This window comes from Methylocystis sp. S23, assembly GCF_054106005.1.
In genome coordinates, this window is the sequence record NZ_CM134185.1 from 2671323 (window position 1) to 2690769 (window position 19447).

Annotated in this window: 18 protein-coding genes; 15 read left to right on the top strand and 3 right to left on the bottom strand. The window is 64.4% G+C overall.

Features of this window, described 5'->3' with window-relative positions; translation table 11 throughout:
- Nucleotides 1-3: 3 nt before the first annotated feature.
- The 13 genes from nuoF to ACV7JP_RS13170 all read left to right on the top strand — a co-directional run bounded on the left by nuoF (nt 4) and on the right by ACV7JP_RS13170 (nt 15267).
- Nucleotides 4-1308, top strand: coding sequence for an NADH-quinone oxidoreductase subunit NuoF (nuoF, locus tag ACV7JP_RS13110; RefSeq protein ID WP_457796116.1), 1305 nt, complete (start codon nt 4-6; stop codon nt 1306-1308).
- A gap of 37 nt (nt 1309-1345) precedes the next feature.
- Nucleotides 1346-3406, top strand: coding sequence for an NADH-quinone oxidoreductase subunit NuoG (nuoG, locus tag ACV7JP_RS13115; protein ID WP_457796117.1), 2061 nt, complete (start codon nt 1346-1348; stop codon nt 3404-3406).
- A 22-nt stretch (nt 3407-3428) separates the two neighbouring features.
- Complete coding sequence (gene nuoH / locus ACV7JP_RS13120) at nt 3429-4460, top strand: NADH-quinone oxidoreductase subunit NuoH (RefSeq protein ID WP_457799086.1); 1032 nt, start codon at nt 3429-3431, stop codon at nt 4458-4460.
- A gap of 3 nt (nt 4461-4463) precedes the next feature.
- Nucleotides 4464-4952, top strand: a complete 489-nt coding sequence (gene nuoI, locus ACV7JP_RS13125) for an NADH-quinone oxidoreductase subunit NuoI (protein WP_457796118.1) — start codon at nt 4464-4466, stop codon at nt 4950-4952.
- 49 nt (nt 4953-5001) lie between these two features.
- Complete coding sequence (locus tag ACV7JP_RS13130) at nt 5002-5604, top strand: NADH-quinone oxidoreductase subunit J (RefSeq protein WP_457796119.1); 603 nt, start codon at nt 5002-5004, stop codon at nt 5602-5604.
- Between the two features lie 12 nt (nt 5605-5616).
- A complete protein-coding gene (gene nuoK / locus ACV7JP_RS13135) occupies nt 5617-5925 on the top strand; it encodes an NADH-quinone oxidoreductase subunit NuoK (protein ID WP_442754177.1) in 309 nt (102 codons plus the stop codon).
- 9 nt (nt 5926-5934) lie between these two features.
- The gene (nuoL, locus tag ACV7JP_RS13140) at nt 5935-7962 is read left to right on the top strand and encodes an NADH-quinone oxidoreductase subunit L (protein ID WP_457796120.1); all 2028 of its coding nucleotides are present in this window, start codon (nt 5935-5937) and stop codon (nt 7960-7962) included.
- On the top strand, nt 7962-9470 hold the full coding sequence (locus ACV7JP_RS13145; protein ID WP_457796121.1) for an NADH-quinone oxidoreductase subunit M: 1509 nt from the start codon (nt 7962-7964) through the stop codon (nt 9468-9470). Before nuoL ends, ACV7JP_RS13145 begins: the two co-directional genes overlap by 1 nt.
- 12 nt (nt 9471-9482) lie before the next feature.
- A complete protein-coding gene (nuoN, locus tag ACV7JP_RS13150; protein WP_457796122.1) occupies nt 9483-10919 on the top strand; it encodes an NADH-quinone oxidoreductase subunit NuoN in 1437 nt (478 codons plus the stop codon).
- 12 nt (nt 10920-10931) lie between these two features.
- Nucleotides 10932-11708: a biotin--[acetyl-CoA-carboxylase] ligase gene (locus ACV7JP_RS13155; RefSeq protein WP_457796123.1), complete on the top strand. Its 777-nt coding sequence runs from the start codon at nt 10932-10934 to the stop codon at nt 11706-11708.
- A complete protein-coding gene (locus ACV7JP_RS13160) occupies nt 11705-13381 on the top strand; it encodes a ribonuclease J (protein ID WP_457796124.1) in 1677 nt (558 codons plus the stop codon). The genes ACV7JP_RS13155 and ACV7JP_RS13160 overlap by 4 nt, the downstream gene beginning before the upstream one ends.
- A gap of 235 nt (nt 13382-13616) precedes the next feature.
- Entirely contained in the window at nt 13617-14843 is a 1227-nt protein-coding gene (locus tag ACV7JP_RS13165; RefSeq protein WP_457796125.1) for a DNA cytosine methyltransferase, read from the top strand.
- Between the two features lie 4 nt (nt 14844-14847).
- Nucleotides 14848-15267, top strand: a complete 420-nt coding sequence (locus ACV7JP_RS13170; protein WP_457796126.1) for a very short patch repair endonuclease — start codon at nt 14848-14850, stop codon at nt 15265-15267.
- Between the two features lie 137 nt (nt 15268-15404).
- On the opposite strand, the gene efp is transcribed toward ACV7JP_RS13170, so the two are convergent.
- Nucleotides 15405-15974, bottom strand: a complete 570-nt coding sequence (gene efp / locus ACV7JP_RS13175; protein WP_457796127.1) for an elongation factor P — start codon at nt 15972-15974, stop codon at nt 15405-15407.
- 128 nt (nt 15975-16102) lie between these two features.
- Here efp and epmA point away from each other — a divergent pair, with 128 nt between their 5' ends.
- Complete coding sequence (epmA, locus tag ACV7JP_RS13180) at nt 16103-17158, top strand: EF-P lysine aminoacylase EpmA (RefSeq protein WP_457796128.1); 1056 nt, start codon at nt 16103-16105, stop codon at nt 17156-17158.
- 2 nt (nt 17159-17160) lie between these two features.
- Here epmA and ACV7JP_RS13185 read toward each other — a convergent pair whose 3' ends face one another.
- Complete coding sequence (locus ACV7JP_RS13185) at nt 17161-17949, bottom strand: tyrosinase family protein (protein ID WP_457796129.1); 789 nt, start codon at nt 17947-17949, stop codon at nt 17161-17163.
- Nucleotide 17950: 1 nt separating this feature from the next.
- The gene (locus ACV7JP_RS13190) at nt 17951-18202 is read right to left on the bottom strand and encodes a hypothetical protein (protein ID WP_457796130.1); all 252 of its coding nucleotides are present in this window, start codon (nt 18200-18202) and stop codon (nt 17951-17953) included.
- A gap of 181 nt (nt 18203-18383) precedes the next feature.
- On the opposite strand from ACV7JP_RS13190, the gene ACV7JP_RS13195 reads away from it, so the two are divergent.
- Entirely contained in the window at nt 18384-19427 is a 1044-nt protein-coding gene (locus ACV7JP_RS13195; RefSeq protein WP_457796131.1) for a lysine-2,3-aminomutase-like protein, read from the top strand.
- Nucleotides 19428-19447: the final 20 nt, after the last annotated feature.

Below are 19447 nucleotides of genomic sequence, written 5' to 3' on the forward strand. Positions count from 1 at the left end.
CACATGCTCTCCGACGCAGATCGCATCTTCACGAATCTCTACGGCCTCGGCGACCGCTCGCTCGCCGGCGCCCGCGCGCGCGGCCAGTGGGACAACACCAAGGCGCTGCTCGCCAGGGGCCGCGACAAGATCATCGAGGAAGTGAAGGCCTCGGGCCTGCGCGGGCGCGGCGGCGCCGGCTTCTCGACGGGCCTCAAATGGTCCTTCATGCCGAAGGAAGTCGATCCGAAACGGCCGCATTACCTCGTCATCAACGCCGACGAGTCCGAGCCCGGCACCTGCAAAGACCGCGAGATCATGCGCAACGACCCGCATACGCTGGTCGAAGGCGCGCTGGTCGCATCTTTCGCCATGGGCGCGCATGCCTGCTACATTTATGTGCGCGGTGAATTCATCGCCGAGCGCATCGCGCTGCAGAAGGCCGTCGACGAGGCCTATGAGGCCAACCTCATCGGCAAGAACAATGTCCATGGCTATCCGTTCGACCTTTACGTTCATCACGGCGCCGGAGCTTATATCTGCGGCGAAGAGACGGCGCTGATCGAAAGCCTCGAGGGCAAGAAGGGCATGCCGCGGCTGAAGCCGCCATTCCCCGCGAATGTCGGCCTCTATGGCTGTCCGACGACGGTGAACAACGTCGAATCCATCGCCGTCACGCCGACGATCCTGCGTCGCGGGCCCGGCTGGTTCGCCGGCATCGGCAAGCCAAACAATACGGGCACCAAGCTTTTCTCGATCTCCGGCCATGTCAACCGGCCGTGCAATGTCGAGGAGGCGATGTCCATCCCCTTCCGCGAATTGATCGACGCGCATTGCGGCGGCGTTCGCGGCGGCTGGGACAATCTGCTCGCGGTCATTCCCGGCGGCTCGTCGGTGCGCTGCGTGCCCGCGCATCAGATCATCGACTGCCCCATGGATTTCGACAGCCTCGTCAAGCTCGGCTCGGGCCTCGGGACGGCGGCGGTGATCGTCATGGACAAGTCCACCGACATCATTCGCGCCATTGCTCGCCTCGCTTACTTCTACAAGCATGAGAGCTGCGGCCAGTGCACGCCCTGCCGCGAGGGCACGGGCTGGATGTACCGCGTCGTGCAGCGCATGGTCGAAGGCCGCGCGCATAAGAAAGAGATCGATATGCTCTTCGACGTCTCGAAGCAGATCGAGGGCCACACCATCTGCGCGCTGGGCGACGCGGCGGCCTGGCCGATCCAGGGCCTCATCACCCATTTCCGCGAGACGATCGAGGAGCGCATCGACTCCTATACGGCCAATCCGCATCCCGAGCCCGTGCGCGAGGCGGCGGAATGACCATGAACAAGCGCGTTACGACTTCGGAGAAAGCGAAGTGACCAAGATTCTCGTCGATGGCGTCGAGGTGGACGTTCCGGGAGAGTTCACGCTTCTCCAGGCATGCGAGGAGGCGGGCGCCGAGGTGCCGCGCTTCTGCTATCATGAGCGCCTGTCGATCGCCGGCAATTGCCGCATGTGTCTCGTCGAGGTGAAGGGCGGACCGCCCAAGCCGCAGGCCTCCTGCGCCATGTCGGTGAAGGATCTGCGTCCGGGTCCGAACGGCGCGCCGCCGGAAGTCTTCACCAAATCTCCGATGGTGAAGAAAGCGCGCGAAGGCGTGATGGAGTTCCTGCTCGTCAACCATCCGCTCGACTGCCCGATCTGCGATCAGGGCGGCGAATGCGACCTGCAGGACCAGGCGCTGGCCTTTGGCGGCGACAGCTCGCGCTTCCATGAGAATAAGCGCGCGGTCGAGGACAAATATATCGGCGTCCTCGTCAAGACCGAGATGACCCGCTGCATCCATTGCACGCGCTGCGTCCGCTTCACGGCGGAAGTCGCCGGCACGGGCGAGATGGGCGCCATCGGGCGCGGCGAGGATATGGAGATCACGACCTATCTCGAAAGCGCGATGACCTCGGAGCTTCAGGGCAATGTCGCCGATCTCTGCCCGGTCGGGGCGCTGCTTCCGAAGCCGCAGAGCTTCCGCGCCCGTCCGTGGGAATATCAGAAGACCGAGACGATCGACGTCATGGACGCGCTCGGCTCCGCGATCCGCGTCGACTCGCGCGGCCGCGAGGTCATCCGCATCCTGCCGCGCGTCAACGACGCGGTGAACGAAGAGTGGATTTCGGACAAGACTCGGCAAATCGTCGACGGACTTAAGACGCAGCGCCTCGATCGTCCCTATGTGCGCGAGAACGGCCGCCTGCGGCCGGCCTCCTGGCGCGAGGCCTTCGATCTGATCGCCGCACGGCGCAAGGCCACCGCGCCGGCGCGCACGGGCGCGATCGTCGGCGATCTCGCGGCGGTCGAGGAAATCTTCGCGCTGAAGCTGCTCATGCAGCATATCGGCTCGCCCAATCTCGACTGCCGCCAGGACGGCTCCCGGCTCGATCCGAAATTCGGCCGCGCCTCCTACATCTTCAACTCGACGGTCGCCGGCGTCGAACAGGCCGACGCGCTTCTCATCGTCGGCTCGAATCCGCGCAAGGAGTCGCCGGTCCTCAATGCGCGCATCCGCAAGCGTTGGCTCAAGGGCGACTTCAAGGTTTCGCTTGTCGGCGAGAAGGTCGACCTGACCTATGACTATGACTATCTGGGCGCGGGCGCGGATTCGCTCCTGCATTTCATTCACGAGGCGAAATCCGTCGGCAAGCTGCTCGTGATTGTGGGACAAGGCGCTGTTTCGCGCCCCGACGGCGAGGCCATCCTTGCGCTTTCCGCGCAGGCCGCGCAGAAGCTCGGCGGCGTCGGCGATGGTTGGAACGGTTTTTCGGTGCTGCACACGGCGGCTTCGCGCGTCGGCGCGCTCGATCTCGGCTTCACGCCGGCGCAGGGCGGCCTCGACGCGCAACATATGGCGAAGGCCGGCGCGCTTGACCTTGTCTTCCTGCTCGGCGCGGATGAGATCGCGATCGGGCCGGGCGCCTTCGTCGTCTATATCGGCGCGCATGGCGATCGCGGCGCGCATCGCGCCGACGTGATCCTGCCCGGCGCGGCCTATACCGAGAAATCGGGCCTCTATGTGAATACGGAAGGCCGCGTGCAGCTCGCTTCGCGCGTGGTCTTCCCGCCGGGCGAGGCCCGCGAGGACTGGGCGATCCTACGCGCGCTTTCGGCGGTCGTTGGTCAGGCGCTGCCTTTCGACTCGCTCGGCGAATTGCGCAGGAAGCTTGTGGAGACGCATCCGCATTTCGCGCGCATCGATCAGATCGAGGCCGGGCAGGCGGGCGACGTCGCCAGGCTCGCCAATCATCCGGCGGTCGCGATGAAGGACGCTTTCGTCTCGGCGGTCGGCGATTTCTACCTCACCAATCCGATCGCGCGCGCCTCCGCGGTCATGGCGGAATGCTCGGCCCTTGCGCAGGGCAAGCTGGCCCAAGCGGCGGAATAGGAGCGAAGACGTGAGCGATTGGATGAACGCCATCACCGCTTATCTCGCGGAAAGCCCCGTTCTGCTCGCCATCATCAAGAGCGTCCTGATCGCGGTCGTTCTGCTGATCTATGTGGCCTATGTCATTCTCGCGGACCGCAAGATCTGGGCGGCGGTGCAGCTTCGCCGCGGCCCGAACGTCGTCGGTCCCTGGGGCCTGCTCCAGAGCTTCGCGGACTTCATCAAATTCGCGCTCAAGGAGCCGGTGATCCCCGACACGGCGAATAAGGGTATTTTCCTGTTCGCGCCCTTCATCATGGCGACGCTCTCCATCGCCGCCTGGGCGGTGATCCCGGTCGCGGACGGCTGGGTCGTCGGCGACATCAATGTCGGCATTCTCTACATCTTCGCGCTGTCGTCGCTGGGCGTCTACGGCGTCATCATGGGCGGCTGGGCGTCGAACTCGAAATATCCGTTCCTGTCGGCCCTGCGTTCCGCCGCGCAGATGGTGTCCTATGAAGTCTCGATCGGCTTCGTCATCATCACCGTGCTGCTCTGCGCGGGCTCGCTGAACCTCACCGACATCGTCCGCGCGCAGGACACGCCCTATGGCATGGCGGGCTGGTACTGGCTGCGTCTCTTCCCGATGTTCGTCATCTTCTTCGTCTCGGCGCTCGCCGAGACGAACCGCCCGCCCTTCGACCTCGTCGAAGCGGAGTCCGAGCTCGTCGCGGGCTTCATGATCGAATATTCGGCGACGCCCTACGTTCTGTTCATGCTCGCCGAATATGTGGCGATCGTGACCATGTGCGCGCTGCTGACCATCCTGTTCTTCGGGGGCTGGCTGCCGCCGGTCAATGTCGCGCCCTTCACCTATGTGCCCGGCGTGATCTGGTTCATCCTGAAGGTCAGCTTCTTCTTCTTCTTCTTCGCCATGGTGAAGGCTTTCGTGCCGCGCTACCGGTACGATCAGCTCATGCGTCTCGGCTGGAAAGTGTTCCTGCCGATTTCGCTCGTCATGGTTGTCGTCGTCGCCGCGGCGCTGCAGTTCGGCCCCGGCCTGATCGCGAGCTAAGTCATGAGACTGGACCAAGCCGCCAAATCGCTCTTCCTGTCGGAGTTCGTCAGCGCCTTCTGGCTGTCGATGCGCTACTTCTTCAAGCCGAAGGCCACGATCAACTATCCGCATGAGCGCAATCCGCAATCGCCGCGCTTCCGCGGCGAGCACGCGCTGCGCCGCTATCCGAACGGCGAGGAGCGGTGCATCGCCTGCAAGCTCTGCGAGGCGATCTGCCCGGCGCAGGCCATCACCATCGAGGCCGGGCCGCGCCGGAACGACGGCACCCGCCGCACGACGCGCTACGACATCGACATGGTGAAGTGCATCTATTGCGGCTATTGCCAGGAGGCCTGCCCAGTCGACGCCATCGTCGAGGGGCCGAACCAGGAATTCGCGACGGAAACGCGCGAGGAGCTTTACTACACCAAGGAGCGCCTGCTCGAGAACGGCGCCCGCTGGGAGCGCGAGATCGCGCGCAACATCGCGCTGGATTCGCCCTACCGGTAAGGAACGAATGCGAGCCGCCGCAAGCGGCTCATGATGAGAGGATGAGGCCGTGGCGGCTGTATTTTTCTACCTCTTCGCGACGATCATGATCGCGTCGGCCTGCGTGGTGATCTTCGCCCGCAATCCGGTGCATTCGGTGCTGTTCCTGATCCTCGCCTTCTGCAACGGCGCGGGCCTCTTCCTGCTGACGGGCGCCGAATTTCTCGCGATGCTGCTGATCGTCGTCTATGTCGGCGCGGTGGCGGTGCTCTTCCTCTTCGTCGTCATGATGCTCGACGTCGACTTCGCCGAACTGAAGCAGGGCTTCGCCAAATATCTGCCGATCAGCGCCGCGGTGGGCGTCGTGGTCCTTGCGGAGCTCGGCATGGTCGCGGTCGGCTGGCGGCCGGCGGGCGCCGCCAGGAGCCTGCTCGAGACGCCGATCGCCTCCAACGTCTCCAACACGGCGGCGCTCGGCCAGGTGCTTTACACGAAATATGCGATCTTCTTCCAGACCTCGGCGCTGGTGCTGCTTACCGCCATGATCGGCGCCATCGTTCTGACGCTGCATCACAAGCCCAACGTCAAGCGCCAGAAGATCGAGGAGCAGAACGCGCGCAACGCCAAGAACGTCGTCGAGATCAAGAAGGTTCCGTTCCGGACCGGCGTCTAACGAGGAAAGTCCATGACCATCGGCCTTACGCATTACCTCGTCGTCGCCGCGATCCTGTTCACGCTCGGCGTCGCGGGCATCATCCTCAACCGCAAGAACATCATCGTCATCCTCATGTCGGTCGAGCTGATCCTTCTGTCGGTGAACCTCAACTTCGTCGCCTTCTCGCAGGCGCTCGGCGATCTCGTCGGCCAGGTGTTCGCGCTTTTCGTGCTGACCGTCGCCGCCGCGGAGGCGGCCATCGGCCTCGCGATCCTCGTCGCCTTCTATCGCAACCGCGGCACCATCGCGGTCGAAGACATCAATGAGCTGAAGGGCTGATCAAAAGCGATGATCCAAGCAATCGTCTTCCTGCCGCTGCTCGGCTTCCTGATCGCGGGCGCCTTCGGGCGCAAGATCGGGCCGCGCCCTTCGGAGCTTGTCACGACGGGCCTGCTCTTCGCGTCCGCGGTCCTGTCGTGGATCACCTTCTTCGATGTGGCGCTCGGCCATAATCACGGCTTCGCGCCGGTGCTCGCCAACTGGATGACGGTCGGCGCGCTGAAGGTCGATTGGGCGTTGCGCGTAGATACGCTCACGGCGGTCATGCTCGTCGTGGTCACCACCGTGTCGAGCCTCGTGCATCTCTACTCCATCGGCTATATGCACGAAGACCCATCGCGCCCGCGCTTCTTCGCCTATCTGTCGCTCTTCACCTTCGCCATGCTCATGCTGGTGACGGCCGACAATCTGGTGCAGATGTTCTTCGGCTGGGAAGGCGTCGGTCTCGCTTCCTACCTCCTTATCGGCTTCTGGTACGAGAAGCCGTCGGCCTGCGCCGCCGCCATCAAGGCCTTCGTGGTCAACCGCGTCGGCGATTTCGGCTTCGCGCTCGGCATCTTTCTCATCTTCCAACTGACGCAGTCGCTCACCTTCAACGAAGTCTTCGCCGCCGTTCCGGGCCTTGAGGGCAAGCCGATCCACGTTTTCGGCATGGATGTCGACGCGCTGGAAATCGCGGCCTTCCTGCTCTTCATCGGCGCCATGGGCAAATCCGCGCAGTTCTTCCTGCACACCTGGCTGCCGGATGCGATGGAAGGCCCGACCCCGGTCTCGGCGCTCATTCACGCCGCCACCATGGTGACCGCGGGCGTCTTCATGGTCGCCCGCCTGTCGCCCATCTTCGAGCATGCGCCGCATGCGGCGGCCTTCGTCACGGTCATCGGCGCGGTGACGGCCTTCTTCGCCGCGACGGTCGGTCTGGTGCAGAACGACATCAAGCGCGTCATCGCCTATTCGACCTGTTCGCAGCTCGGCTATATGTTCGTGGCGGAGGGGGTCGGCGCCTATTCGCTCGGCGTGTTCCACCTCTTCACCCACGCCTTCTTCAAGGCGCTGCTCTTTCTGGGCGCCGGCTCGGTCATCCACGCGATGCATCACGAGCAGGACATGCGGAACATGGGCGGGCTGCGGAAGGACATCCCTTTCACCTTCGCCATGATGACCATCGGCACGCTGGCCCTCACCGGCGTCGGCATTCCGCATACCGAGATCGGCTTTGCGGGCTTCTTCTCGAAGGACGGCATCATCGAAGCGGCCTATGCGGCCAGCGCGCATAGCTCCGCGGCCCTGATCGGCTTCATCTCCACGGTTGTGGCCGCCGGCTTCACGTCGTTCTACTCGTGGCGCCTTGTGTTCATGACTTTCTTCGGCGCGCGCAAGGAGCATGGCCACGGCCACGATCAGGCGCATGCCGGGCATGGCCATGACGAGCACGCGCATGACGATCATGGCCCCGGCCATGGCGATCACACGCCGCATGAATCGCCGCTCGTGATGTTGATCCCGCTCGCGGTTCTCGCCCTCGGCGCCATCGGCGCGGGCTATGTCTTCGAGCCGGACTTCGCGGGCCACGCCTATGACGAATTCTGGAAGGGCGCGCTCTTCACCGGCGAGCACAACCACATTCTGCATGCGCGGCACGAGATCCCGGGATGGGTCGGCTTCGCGCCCTTCAGCATGATGGTTCTGGGCTTCCTGCTTTCGCTTTACGTCTATATGCTCAAGCCGGGCCTGGCGCAGAAGCTTGCAGGCGCTTTCCCGCGCCTCTACCAGTTCCTGCTCAATAAATGGTATTTCGACGAGCTCTATGACGCCATCTTCGTGAAGCCCGCCTTCGCGATCGGGCGTCTGTTCTGGAAGGGCGGCGACGGCGCCATCATTGACGGGCTCGGTCCCGACGGCGTGGCCGCGCGCGTCGCGGACGGCGCGAAGATCGCCGTGCGCCTTCAGACGGGCTACATCTACAACTACGCCTTCGCCATGCTGATCGGCGTCGCCGCCATCATCACCTATTACGTCGCTGGAGGGCTGCGCTGATGTTCGGGTTCGGCATTCTTACCGGCCTTACGTTTCTCCCGCTCGTCGGCGCCGCCTTCCTGCTGACGCAGAAGGGCGAGGACGAGGCGACGCTGCGCAACATTCGCTGGGCGTCCTTGCTCACGACGCTCGCGACCTTCGCGCTCTCCCTCTATGTGTGGGCCGGCTTCGATCCGTCGAGCGCCGCCTTCCAGTTCGTGGAGGAGAAGAGCTGGTTCGGCTCGGGCCTGACCTATAAGATGGGCGTCGACGGCTTCTCCATGCCGCTCGTGCTGCTCACCACCTTCGTCATGCCTTTCGCGATCCTCGCCTCCTTCGAGTCGATCACGAAGCGCGTGAGGGAATATTTCATCGCTTTCCTCGTGCTCGAGACGCTGATGGTCGGCGTCTTCTGCGCGCTGGACCTCGTGCTGTTCTATCTCTTCTTCGAGGGCGGCCTCATCCCGATGTTCCTCATCATCGGCATATGGGGCGGCAAGCGGCGCGTCTATGCGAGCTTCAAGTTCTTTCTCTACACGCTCGTCGGCTCGCTTCTGATGCTCATCGCGATCCTCGCAATGTATAATCAGGCGCATACGACCGACATTGCGGTCCTGCTCAAGACCGACTTCCCGAAAGAGATGCAGACCTGGCTGTGGCTGGCCTTCTTCGCCTCCTTCGCGGTGAAGATGCCGATGTGGCCGGTGCATACCTGGCTGCCCGACGCCCATGTCGAGGCGCCGACGGCGGGCTCGGTCATACTGGCGGCGATCCTGCTGAAGATGGGCGGCTACGGCTTCATCCGCTTCTCGCTGCCCATGTTCCCGGACGCTTCGGTCTATTTCGCGCCGCTCGTCTATGCGATGTCGGTCATCGCCATCGTCTACACCTCGCTCGTCGCGCTGGTGCAGGAGGACATCAAGAAGCTCATCGCCTATTCTTCCGTCGCTCACATGGGCTATGTGACGATGGGCCTCTTCACGATGAACCCGCAGGGCGTGCAGGGCGCGATGTTCCAGATGATCTCGCACGGCTTCGTGTCGGGCGCGCTCTTCCTTTGCGTCGGCGTCATCTACGACCGCATGCACACCCGCGAGATCGCGGCCTATGGCGGCCTCGTCAACCGTATGCCGGTCTATGCCTTCGTCTTCATGCTCTTCACCATGGCCAATGTCGGCCTGCCGGGCACGACGGGCTTCATCGGCGAGTTCCTGTCGCTCACGGGCGCCTTCAAGGCCAATAGCTGGGTCGCGCTCATCGCCACGAGCGGCGTGATCTTCTCGGCGGCCTATGCGCTTTATCTCTACCGCCGCGTCGTCTTCGGCGCCCTGGAGAAAGCGAGCCTGAAGGACATTATGGACCTGACGCCGCGCGAAATGGCGATCTTCGCGCCCCTCGTCGCGCTGACGATCTATTACGGCGTGCTGCCGGGTCAGATCCTGACCTCGACGCAGGCTTCGGTCGACAATCTCATCCAATCCCACACGGCCTTTCTCGATGCGGTGAAGCTCGCCGCGGCGGCCCACTGACGGACGGTGGAAATGCCTTTCCTCGCAGAACTCGGACAACACTTTCTTCCCGAGGTCATCCTCGCCATCGGCGTGATGGCGCTGATCCTCATCGGCGCCTTTCGCGGCGAGAGGGGATTCAGCCTCGTCGACGAAATGGCGGTGGGCTTCCTCGGCCTCGCCATTCTCGCCATCGTGCTGTCGAGCAAGCAGGTGGACGTCCCCGTCTTCGAGGGCGCCTATATCGACGACGCCTTCTCGCGCTTCGTCAAGGTCCTGACGCTCATTGGCGCCATGGCGTCGATCCTGCTCTCCGTCGACTGGCTGCAGCGCCACGGGCTCGAGAAATTCGAATATCCGGTGCTCGTGCTGCTCTCGACGCTCGGCATGATGCTGCTGATCTCGGCGGACAATCTCATCGCGCTCTATCTCGGCCTCGAGCTGATGTCGCTCGCGCTCTATGTCATGGCCGCCTTCGCGCGCGACGATGGCCGCGCCTCGGAAGCGGGCCTGAAATATTTCGTCCTCGGCGCGCTGTCCTCGGGCATGATGCTCTACGGTTCGTCGCTGCTCTACGGCTTCGCGGGCACGGTGTCCTTCTCGGGTATCGCCCAGGCCGTCACGGAACAGCCGCCTGTCGGCGTCATCTTCGGCCTCGTCTTCGTCCTTGCGGGCCTCGCCTTCAAAATGTCGGCGGCGCCCTTCCATATGTGGACGCCCGACGTCTATGAAGGCGCGCCGACGCCCGTCACCGCCTTCTTCGCATCGGCCGCCAAGATGGCGGCGGTCGCGATCACGGCGCGCGTCGTCATCACCGCCTTCCCGGCGATCACGACCCAATGGCGGCAGATCGTCGTTTTCCTCGCCATCGCCTCGACGCTGCTCGGCTCCTTCGCCGCCATCGGCCAGAACAACATCAAGCGGCTGATGGCCTATTCGTCGATCGGCCATATGGGCTTCGCCCTCATCGGCCTCGCCGCCGGCAATGAGGCGGGCGTGAAGGGCGTCGTCGTCTATCTCGCCATCTATCTGGTGATGACGCTCGGCTCCTTCGCCGCCATCCTCGCCATGCGCGTCAATGGCCGCAATGTCGAGAATATAGCGGATCTCGCCGGCCTGTCGCGCACCAACGGGCTCATGGCGTTCTTCCTGGCCATGCTGATGTTCTCGCTGGCCGGCATTCCGCCGCTCGCGGGCTTCTTCGCGAAATATTACGTGCTGCTCGCGGCCGTGGATGCCGGCCTCTATCCGCTCGCCGTCGTCGGCGTGCTGGCCTCGGCGGTCGCGGCCTTCTACTATCTGCGCGTCGTCAAGGTCATGTATTTCGACGAGCCGGCGCCGGGCTTCGATCGATCGCCCTTCGCCGTGCGCGCGATCCTCGCCGCCTCGACCATTGCGGTGCTCGGCTTCTGGCTCTATCCGGCGCCGATCATGGATGCGGCGAGCGCCGCGGCCAAGTCTCTGTTCTGATGAGGTGAGCGCGTGCAGTTGGGCAATATTGCGCGCGCTCGCGGCGTTCGCCTTCTAAATCTCGGCGCCGTCGACTCGACCAATGCCGAGGCGCGCCGCCTGATCGAATCCGGCGAGCGCGGCCCGCTCTGGATTGTCGCCGAGCGGCAGACCAGGGGGCGCGGCCGGCTCGGCCGCGAGTGGATCTCGCCCGCCGGCAATCTCTACGCCAGCTTCGTCTTCAGCGATTTCGCGGAGGCGCGGGTCGCCCCCGAACTCGGCTTCGTCGCGGGCGCCGCCGCGATCCGCGCCCTGCGGGCGACGACGAGCGCCAATCTCTTTCAGTTGAAATGGCCGAACGATCTCCTGCTCGACGGCGGCAAGCTCGGCGGCGTGCTTCTCGAATGCGTCAACGCCCAGACCTCGCCTGTCGCGATCGTGGGGATCGGCGTCAACGTCGCGCAGGCGCCGGAAGGCTTGCCTTATCCCACGCGCGCTTTGTCGGATCTCGGCGCGCCCGTCCCGTCGGCGGACGCCGTTTTCGCGCATCTCTCGGACGCGCTGACCGCGACTCTCGATCTTTGGAAAGGCGGAGAGGGCTTTGCGGAGATCCGCGCGGAATGGCTCGCCTCCGCCTCGTCGCTCGGCGAGGATATTCGGGTGGCGATGAGCAATGAAACGCTTGAAGGCCGCTTCGATACGATCGACGCTTCAGGCCGCCTCGTCCTCGAAACGCGCGCGGGCCGCCGCGTCGTCGAGGCGGGCGACGTTCTCATCGGGCCCCGGAAAGCGGAAGGAGCGCGCACATGACGGCGACTCCCGAAGCCGACTTCGTTTTCGCGCCCTTTGGCGGCGTGGGCGAGATCGGCATGAATCTCGCGCTCTATGGCTACGGCCCGGCGCGCGCGCGCAAATGGCTGATGGTGGATTGCGGCCTGGGCTTTCCGGGCGCCGATCTGCCGGGCGTCGACGTGGTCTTTCCCGACATCGCCTTTGTCGAGAAGATCGCCAAGGACCTGGTCGCAATCTGCATCACCCATGCGCATGAGGACCATATCGGCGCGCTGGCGACGCTTTGGCCGAAGCTCAAATGCAAGGTCTATGCGACGCCCTTCGCCGCCGGCCTTCTCGAAGTGCGCCGCCTCAACGAGCCCGGCGCGCCCAATATCGACATCCGCACGGTCAACGCTGGCGCGGTGCTCGACCTCGAACCCTTCACGGTCGAATATATCGCCGTGGCGCATTCGATCCCGGAAGCCAACGCGCTCGCGATCAAGACGCCGCTCGGCACAGTTCTGCATACGGGCGACTGGAAGATCGATCCCCAGCCCGGCGTCGGCAATCGCATCGACGAGGCGCGCCTGCGCGCGCTGGGCGACGAAGGGGTCGACGTCCTCATCTGCGACTCCACCAATATTCTGCGCGAGGGCGACAGCTTCTCCGAAAGCGACGTCGCGCGCGTCCTGAGGCCGCTGATCGCCGAGGCGACGGGACGCGTCCTGGTCACGACCTTCGCCTCCAATGTCGCGCGTCTGCGCGCCATCGCCGAGGCGGCGCAGGCTTGCGGCCGCACAGTGGTGGTCGCCGGCCGCGCCATGGACCGCGTCGTCCAGGTGGCGCGCGATTGCGGCTATCTCGACGGGCTGCCGGGCTTTCACGCGCCGGAAATGCTGCCGGGCCTGCCGCGTGAAAAGGTCGTGGTCATCGCCACCGGCAGCCAGGGCGAGCCGCGGGCGGCGATGATGCGCGCGTCGCAGAACGATCATCCCTCGATCAAGCTCGTCGCGGGCGACAGGGTGATCTTCTCCTCGCGCGCCATCCCCGGCAACCAGCGCGAGGTGCATCGGGTCATCAATAATCTCTGCAATCTGGGCGTCGAGGTGATCACGGATCACGATCACCTCGTCCACTGCTCCGGTCATCCCCGCCGCGGCGAGGTCGCGCAGATGTATGAATGGGTGCGTCCGAGATTCGCGGTTCCGGTTCATGGCGAGGCGCATCACCTCACGCAGCATGTCGCCTTCGCCAGGTCGCGGGGCGTCGAGCATGTGATCTCCGCCCGCGACGGCGATATGGTGCAACTGCTGCCCGGTCCGCCGGCGATCGTCAATCAGGTGCCGCATGGGCGGCTGCTGAAGGATGGCGACGTGGTCATCAGCGAAGATGACGGCGCGGTGCGCGAGCGCAGCAAGCTCTCCTTCGCCGGCGTCATCTCCATCGCGCTCGCCGTCGACAAGAAAGGCGAGCTGGTCGGCGATCCGGACGTGGTCACGGCGGGCGTGCCGAAGAAAGGGAAGTTCGGCGAGGATATGGGCGAGGTCATCGACGAGGCGCTCTTCGCGACCTTTGAGGGCCTGCCGCGCGCCCGCCGTCGCGACGCCGATACGATCTCGACCGCCATCGAGCGCTCGGTGCGCGGCGCGGTGAGCTCGGTCTGGGGCAAGAAGCCCATCGTGCATGTGATGGTGGTGTCGGCGTCGTAGGGGGCGGTCGGCGACTTCTCGTCCATCATGCCCGCGCTTGTCGCGGGCATCCACGCCGGGCTGCTTCTCTCCCGATGGACGAACGCTGATGCGTTCCCTGCCGGCGCTCGCCGCGGTTGACGGGCTGGATGGCCGGGACGAGCCCGGCCATGACGGTTGCATGGCGAAGGCCGAAAGGCCAGTTCGCGATTTTCGCCACAATCGCTAAACTCCTTTGCGCCAACCCGAGTCGCCCATGTCCGCCAAATCCACCTTTTACGAATTCTTCGCCGGCGGCGGCATGGCGCGCGCGGGGCTGGGGGAGGGGTGGACCTGCCTCTTCGCCAATGATGTCGACGCCAAGAAAGCCGAGAGCTATCGCCGCAACTGGGGCGGCGAGGCGCTCCATGTCGGCGACGTCGCCAAGGTCACGACCGCGCAGCTTCCCGGCCGCGCCGATCTCGTCTGGGCTTCCTTCCCATGCCAGGATCTGTCGCTCGCCGGCGCCGGCGCGGGATTGAAGGGCGCGCGTTCGGGAACCTTCTGGCCGTTCTGGGATCTGATGAAGGCGCTGTGCGCCGAAGGTCGGGCGCCGACGATGATCGCGCTCGAAAATGTCTGCGGCGCGCTCACCTCGCATGGCGGCGAGGATTTCACGTCGATCTGCGCCGCCCTGGCGGGCGAGGGCTATAGATTCGGCGCGCTCGTCATCGACGCGGCGCTGTTCCTTCCGCAGTCGCGGCCGCGCTTGTTCATCGTCGCGGTGCGGGAGGACGCGGCGGTTCCGGGCGTTCTTGCGGCGCTCTCCCATCATTGCGAGGAGCGAAGCGACGAAGCAATCCAGAGCCGTAATGTCGCTCTGGATTGCTTCGCTTCGCTCGCAATGACGGGAGGGTCGCCTTTTATTAGCCGCGCCTTGATCGTTGCATATGATCGCTTGCCGGACAGGCTAAAAGCCAATTGGCTCTGGTGGCGTTTGCCTTCGCCGCCCCCGCGCAACGCAACGCTTGCGAATGTCATCGAAGAAGCGCCGCATGGCGTCTGTTGGCATGACGCGGCGAAGACGCAAAGACTCATCGGCCTGATGAGCGATGCGAATCTTGCAAAGATCGAAGAGGCGAAGCGCGCGGGCTGCAGGATGGTGGGCGCGCTCTATCGCCGCACGCGCTATGAGAACGGCAAGAAGGTCCAGCGCGCCGAGGCGCGCTTCGATGGCGTCGCCGGTTGCCTGCGCACGCCCGCCGGCGGCTCCAGCCGACAATTCGTGCTCGTCGTGGAAAAGGGCGAAGTGCGGTCGCGGCTCATATCGGCGCGCGAGACGGCGCGGCTGATGGGATTGCCGGACGATTATATTCTGCCGGAGCGCTACAATGAGGCGTACCATCTGACAGGCGACGGCGTCGTCGCGCCGGCCGTCCGGCACATCGCGGCGCATCTGATCGAGCCGCTGCTGAAGGCTTGCGTCATGCGGGAGGCGGCTTAGCCATATGCGCCTTGCCCGGCAGGTCGAAAGCCCCGCCCAGCGCTCCGCCATCATGCGCGCGGTGAAATCGCGCAATACTTCGCCTGAGCGCGCGGTCCGCGCGCTGCTGCGCGCCTTTGCCCCCGGCTACCGGCTGCATCGCAAGGACGTTCCCGGCAATCCCGACATCGCCTATGTCGGGCGCAAGCAGGCGATCTTCGTGCATGGCTGCTTTTGGCACGGGCATGATTGCGCGCGCGGCGCGCGCACGCCGAAAGCCAACGCGGATTATTGGCGCGCCAAGATCGCGAGGAACGTCGCGCGCGACGCCGCGCATCGCGAACGTCTCGCGGCGCTCGGCTGGCAAGCCCTCACTATTTGGGAGTGTGAGCTGAAAGACAGGGAAGCGCTCGAAAGGAAGCTTCGCGCGTTCCTGGCGTTGTAAATCTAATAACGCCTCGCTCTCAGCGTCATTCTCGGCGCTGCGAAGCGGCGACGGAATCCAGGGAAGCCGCGACATCGCTTATCGTGGCCCTGGATTCCCGATCGGGCCTGCGGCCCGCCGGGAACGACAAGACGCGATCAGTCCTTCGCGCGCTCGACATAGGCGCCGTCTTCCGTCTGGATGACGACGCGCGTGCCGGTCTGGATATGCGGCGGCACCATCACGCGGGCGCCGTTGGAGAGCTTGGCTGGCTTGTAGGAGGACGACGCCGTCTGTCCCTTCACGACCGGCTCGGTCTCGACAATCTCAAGCGTCACGCGCGCCGGGAGCTGGATCGCGACGGCCTGGCCGTTGAACATGGAGAGGATGCATTGCATGCCTTCCTGCAGCCACTGCGCCTGGTCGCCGATCGTGTCCGCCGGGACGGCGACCTGCTCGTAGCTCGCCTGATTCATGAAATGATAGCCGTCGTCGTCATTATAGAGGAAGCTGAAGTCCTGATCCTCGACGAAGGCGCGCTCGACCTGCTCGGTGGTCTTGTAGCGGTCGGAGACCTTCACGCCGTCCGAGAGGCGGCGCATGTCGATCTGAGTCGTCGGCGTGCCCTTGCCGGGAAAAAAGCTTTCGGCGGTGAGCACGACGTAGAGCTGTCCGTCCTCACGCTCAATGATATTGCCCTTGCGAATCGAGCTGGCGATGACTTTCACAGGTTCGGTTCCTTCATTGCCGGCGCGCCGGCTGGCGTTTCATTGCCGGCCTCGGCCGGGCTGGTCTATGAACGGGGGTAAGACCATATTTCGCGCGCGTCGGCAAATCCGTCCCGCGAGGAGGGCACATGACGCGCGCTTCGCCCTGGTGGGCACGGGATGTTTACGCCGACCGCAAGCCTTTTCTCAAGGCGCGCGGCGCGATAATGGCGGCGGCGCGGCGATTTTTCGCGAGCGAGGGATTCACCGAGGTGGAGACCGCCGCGCTCCAGGTGTCGGGCGGCAATGAAACGCATCTTTCCGCCTTTTCCACCGAGCTGATCGGACAAGGCGGCGAGCGGAGCCGCCTCTATCTCCACACCTCGCCGGAATTCGCCTGCAAGAAGCTGCTGGCGGCGGGGGAGGAGCGGATTTTCACGCTGGCGCGCGTCTTTCGGAACCGCGAGCGCTCGGCCCTGCATCACCCCGAATTCACCATGCTCGAATGGTATCGCGCCGGCGAGCCGACGCTGCGCGTCTACGAGGATTGCGCGGGGCTGATTGCGGCGGCGGCGAAAGCGGCGGGGGCGGCCGATTTCTCCTGGCGAGGGCGGACATGCGACCCCTTCGCGGAGCCGGAGATCTTGTCCGTCCGCGAGGCCTTCGCGCGCCATGCGAGCGTCGATCTCGAAGCCCTGCTCGGCGACCGCGAGGGCCTCGCAAAGGCGGCCGCGCGGGACGGGATTCGCGTCGCGGATGACGACACATGGTCGGATCTTTTCAGCAAGCTCCTGTCCGAGAAAATAGAGGGCCGGCTGGGAAGCGAGCGCCCGACGATCCTGACCGATTATCCCGTGAGCGAGGCGGCCCTGGCGCGGGCGCGGGACGACGACCCCCGCTTCGCCGATCGTTTCGAGCTTTACATCTGTGGCGTGGAGGTCGCGAATGGCTTCGCCGAACTGACGGACCCGCAGGAGCAGCGCCGGCGCTTTGAGGCGCAAATGGCGGAAAAAGAGAGGATTTACGGGGAACGCTATCCAATTGACGAGGATTTTCTGGCGGCGCTCGCGCATATGCCGCCGGCTTCCGGCGTCGCGCTCGGCTTCGACCGGCTCGTCATGCTCGCGACAGGGGCCGAGCGGATCGAGCAGGTGCTTTGGACGCCGGTCGCCGCCGATTCTCGCGGCGACCGGGTCTTTCCATAGAATCAGGCGATGGCGGGTTCGATCTGCGTTTTCAAAGGCGTGCCGAAACGCGCTTGCCATGCCGCCTCCAGATCGGAATCCCGATCATAGCCGTAAGGCAGCCGGGCGATGTCGAGGACCTGCCTTGGCGTCGTTCCGCCGATCATCGGCGCGTCGATAGCGACGAAGGCCTGGGGCACGCTGTCATTTCCGGGAAGCCGATCCAGGCTGTATTGCTCGGCCGTCGAATTGTTTAACTGCCAGATGTACCAGAGACGATCGACATTGCCGTGATGCAGGTAGAAGAGCGGATCGAGCGGAGAGGCGCCTCCCGCCATGGCGCCGCCGACCCACATATGGCCGGCGGAATGGGCCGGCCCTTCAATCCCGCGAAGGCGCGTGAAACTGTTCGAATGCAGAACGCCGAGAATTTTGTCCTGCGTCGGCAACGCCGCCTCGGGCCGGTCGTTCCGGGTGTAGCTCCAATGGTCGAATTTGCCGCCGGAATTCGAGCGGCCGCCGAAGAACTCCTTCCAGGGAGAAATGTCGATGGATGTCGAATCCTGACGCGTCCAATCCCAATAGGGAAGAAAAATATTGCTGTTCCGAGATTGCAGCGCAGCCTCCAGCTTGGCCAGAAAATCGCGGTGCCATGGAAGAAAAGCTGGACCGAAGTGAATGCCGTTATAGAAGTTATCCGAATGGAGCTGAGCGTTTTCCTGGATCAGTCCGGCGTCCCAAAGCTTGTTGAGCGCGTCCGCCAGCGTGTCCCGCTCCGACGCGTCGAGCGTCACGAAATTCTTGCGAGGCATATTATTTCTCCCGCTGTGTATCAATATAACTTCTGGCGGCTTCCAGGAGTGTATCCTTCGGCCTGCCGTAAAAGATCTTGTATCCTTCTTCCGTTTTAATGTAAGGAACCGTCGCGCCGTCGATAAGCAGTTCCTGCTTCTGAGATTGGGCGCCTTCCGTCCTTATAAGTCCGATCGTCCTTGCGAAATTTGTTAGGAAGTTACCTTTATTTCTTACTTCTATTTTATATCCACGTCGGGTTTCTTCGGTCATTTTCTTCTCCTCTATCTTTTTAATAAATGTACTTCTTGTGAACCGACTGATGCTAGCACGGTTGTCCGCCTGGGAAAAGCGAAGAGCGATCGGCGAGAAGCGGGGCGCATCGGAGCTGATCGGCGCGGCAGGCAGGCATGAAGCTGTTGCGCGGCTGGTTGCGCCGGATTAATCCGCGAGAATGCACTTCAAATATCTGCGCGAGCCGCTGGGGCGCGCCGACTTCCCTTCCGAAAGCGCCCGGCGCGACCGCGCGCTCGCCAAGGTCGAGGCGCGTTACAGCGTCGCCGTCACTCCGGAAGTCGCCGCGTTGATAGATTCCGGCGACCCTAGCGACCCGATCGCGCGCCAGTTCCTACCGGATGCGCGCGAGCTTTCGACCCTGCCGGCGGAACGCGCCGACCCCATCGGCGACGACGCGCATAGCCCCGTTCCCGGCGTCGTGCATCGCTACCATGACCGCGTCCTGCTGAAGCTTCTCACGGTTTGCCCCGTCTATTGCCGCTTCTGCTTTCGCCGCGAGACGGTGGGGCGCGGGAAGGGCGATCTGCTCGGGGACAGGGAGATCGAGGCGGCGCTCGCCTACATCGCCGCGACCCCGCGGATTTTCGAGGTCATTCTCACCGGCGGCGATCCGCTCATGCTCTCTGCGCGCCGCCTGTCGGCGGTCGCGCGGCGGCTGGCCGCGATCCCGCATGTCTCGGCGCTGCGCGTCCATACGCGCGCGCCGACCGCCGCGCCGGACCTCGTGACGCCCGAGCGGCTCGCCGCGCTGCGCGAGAGCGGCAAGGCGCTTTACGTCGCCTTGCATGTCAACCATCCGCGGGAGCTGTCGGCGGCCGCCCGCGGCGCGATTGCGAGGCTGCGCGAGGCGGGCGCGACTCTGCTCTCGCAGACGGTGCTGCTCGTGGGCGTCAATGACGACGCCGACACGCTCGAACGCCTGATGCGCGATCTCCTGACGCTGCAGGTGAAGCCCTATTATCTGCATCATCCCGACCTCGCGCCCGGCACGAGCCATTTCCGTCCGCGCATCGAGAGGGGGCTGCAAATCCACGCCGAGCTGGCGCGCCGCGTGACCGGCGTCGGCCTCCCAGCCTATGTGCTCGACATACCCGGGGGATTCGGCAAGGTTCCGGTATCTTCCATGGAGCCGGACGGGGCGGGCGGCTGGCGGGTCCGGGACCGCGCCGGCGGCCTGCATCATTACGCGGACGCCCTCTAGAATCGCCCCAAGAATGACGC

Excerpts from the sequence above, each read along its gene's own strand:
- nuoL (WP_457796120.1), top strand. The coding sequence starts at position 5,935 with ATGATCCAAGCAATCGTCTTCCTGCCGCTGCTCGGCTTCCTGATCGCG.
- ACV7JP_RS13160 (WP_457796124.1), top strand. The coding sequence starts at position 11,705 with ATGACGGCGACTCCCGAAGCCGACTTCGTTTTCGCGCCCTTTGGCGGC.
- ACV7JP_RS13190 (WP_457796130.1), bottom strand. The coding sequence starts at position 18,202 with ATGACCGAAGAAACCCGACGTGGATATAAAATAGAAGTAAGAAATAAA.
- nuoH (WP_457799086.1), top strand. The coding sequence starts at position 3,429 with ATGAACGCCATCACCGCTTATCTCGCGGAAAGCCCCGTTCTGCTCGCC.
- nuoF (WP_457796116.1), top strand. The coding sequence starts at position 4 with ATGCTCTCCGACGCAGATCGCATCTTCACGAATCTCTACGGCCTCGGC.
- ACV7JP_RS13165 (WP_457796125.1), top strand. The coding sequence starts at position 13,617 with ATGTCCGCCAAATCCACCTTTTACGAATTCTTCGCCGGCGGCGGCATG.
- nuoK (WP_442754177.1), top strand. The coding sequence starts at position 5,617 with ATGACCATCGGCCTTACGCATTACCTCGTCGTCGCCGCGATCCTGTTC.
- ACV7JP_RS13145 (WP_457796121.1), top strand. The coding sequence starts at position 7,962 with ATGTTCGGGTTCGGCATTCTTACCGGCCTTACGTTTCTCCCGCTCGTC.
- nuoN (WP_457796122.1), top strand. The coding sequence starts at position 9,483 with ATGCCTTTCCTCGCAGAACTCGGACAACACTTTCTTCCCGAGGTCATC.
- ACV7JP_RS13170 (WP_457796126.1), top strand. The coding sequence starts at position 14,848 with ATGCGCCTTGCCCGGCAGGTCGAAAGCCCCGCCCAGCGCTCCGCCATC.
- ACV7JP_RS13195 (WP_457796131.1), top strand. The coding sequence starts at position 18,384 with ATGCACTTCAAATATCTGCGCGAGCCGCTGGGGCGCGCCGACTTCCCT.
- epmA (WP_457796128.1), top strand. The coding sequence starts at position 16,103 with ATGACGCGCGCTTCGCCCTGGTGGGCACGGGATGTTTACGCCGACCGC.
- nuoI (WP_457796118.1), top strand. The coding sequence starts at position 4,464 with ATGAGACTGGACCAAGCCGCCAAATCGCTCTTCCTGTCGGAGTTCGTC.
- ACV7JP_RS13185 (WP_457796129.1), bottom strand. The coding sequence starts at position 17,949 with ATGCCTCGCAAGAATTTCGTGACGCTCGACGCGTCGGAGCGGGACACG.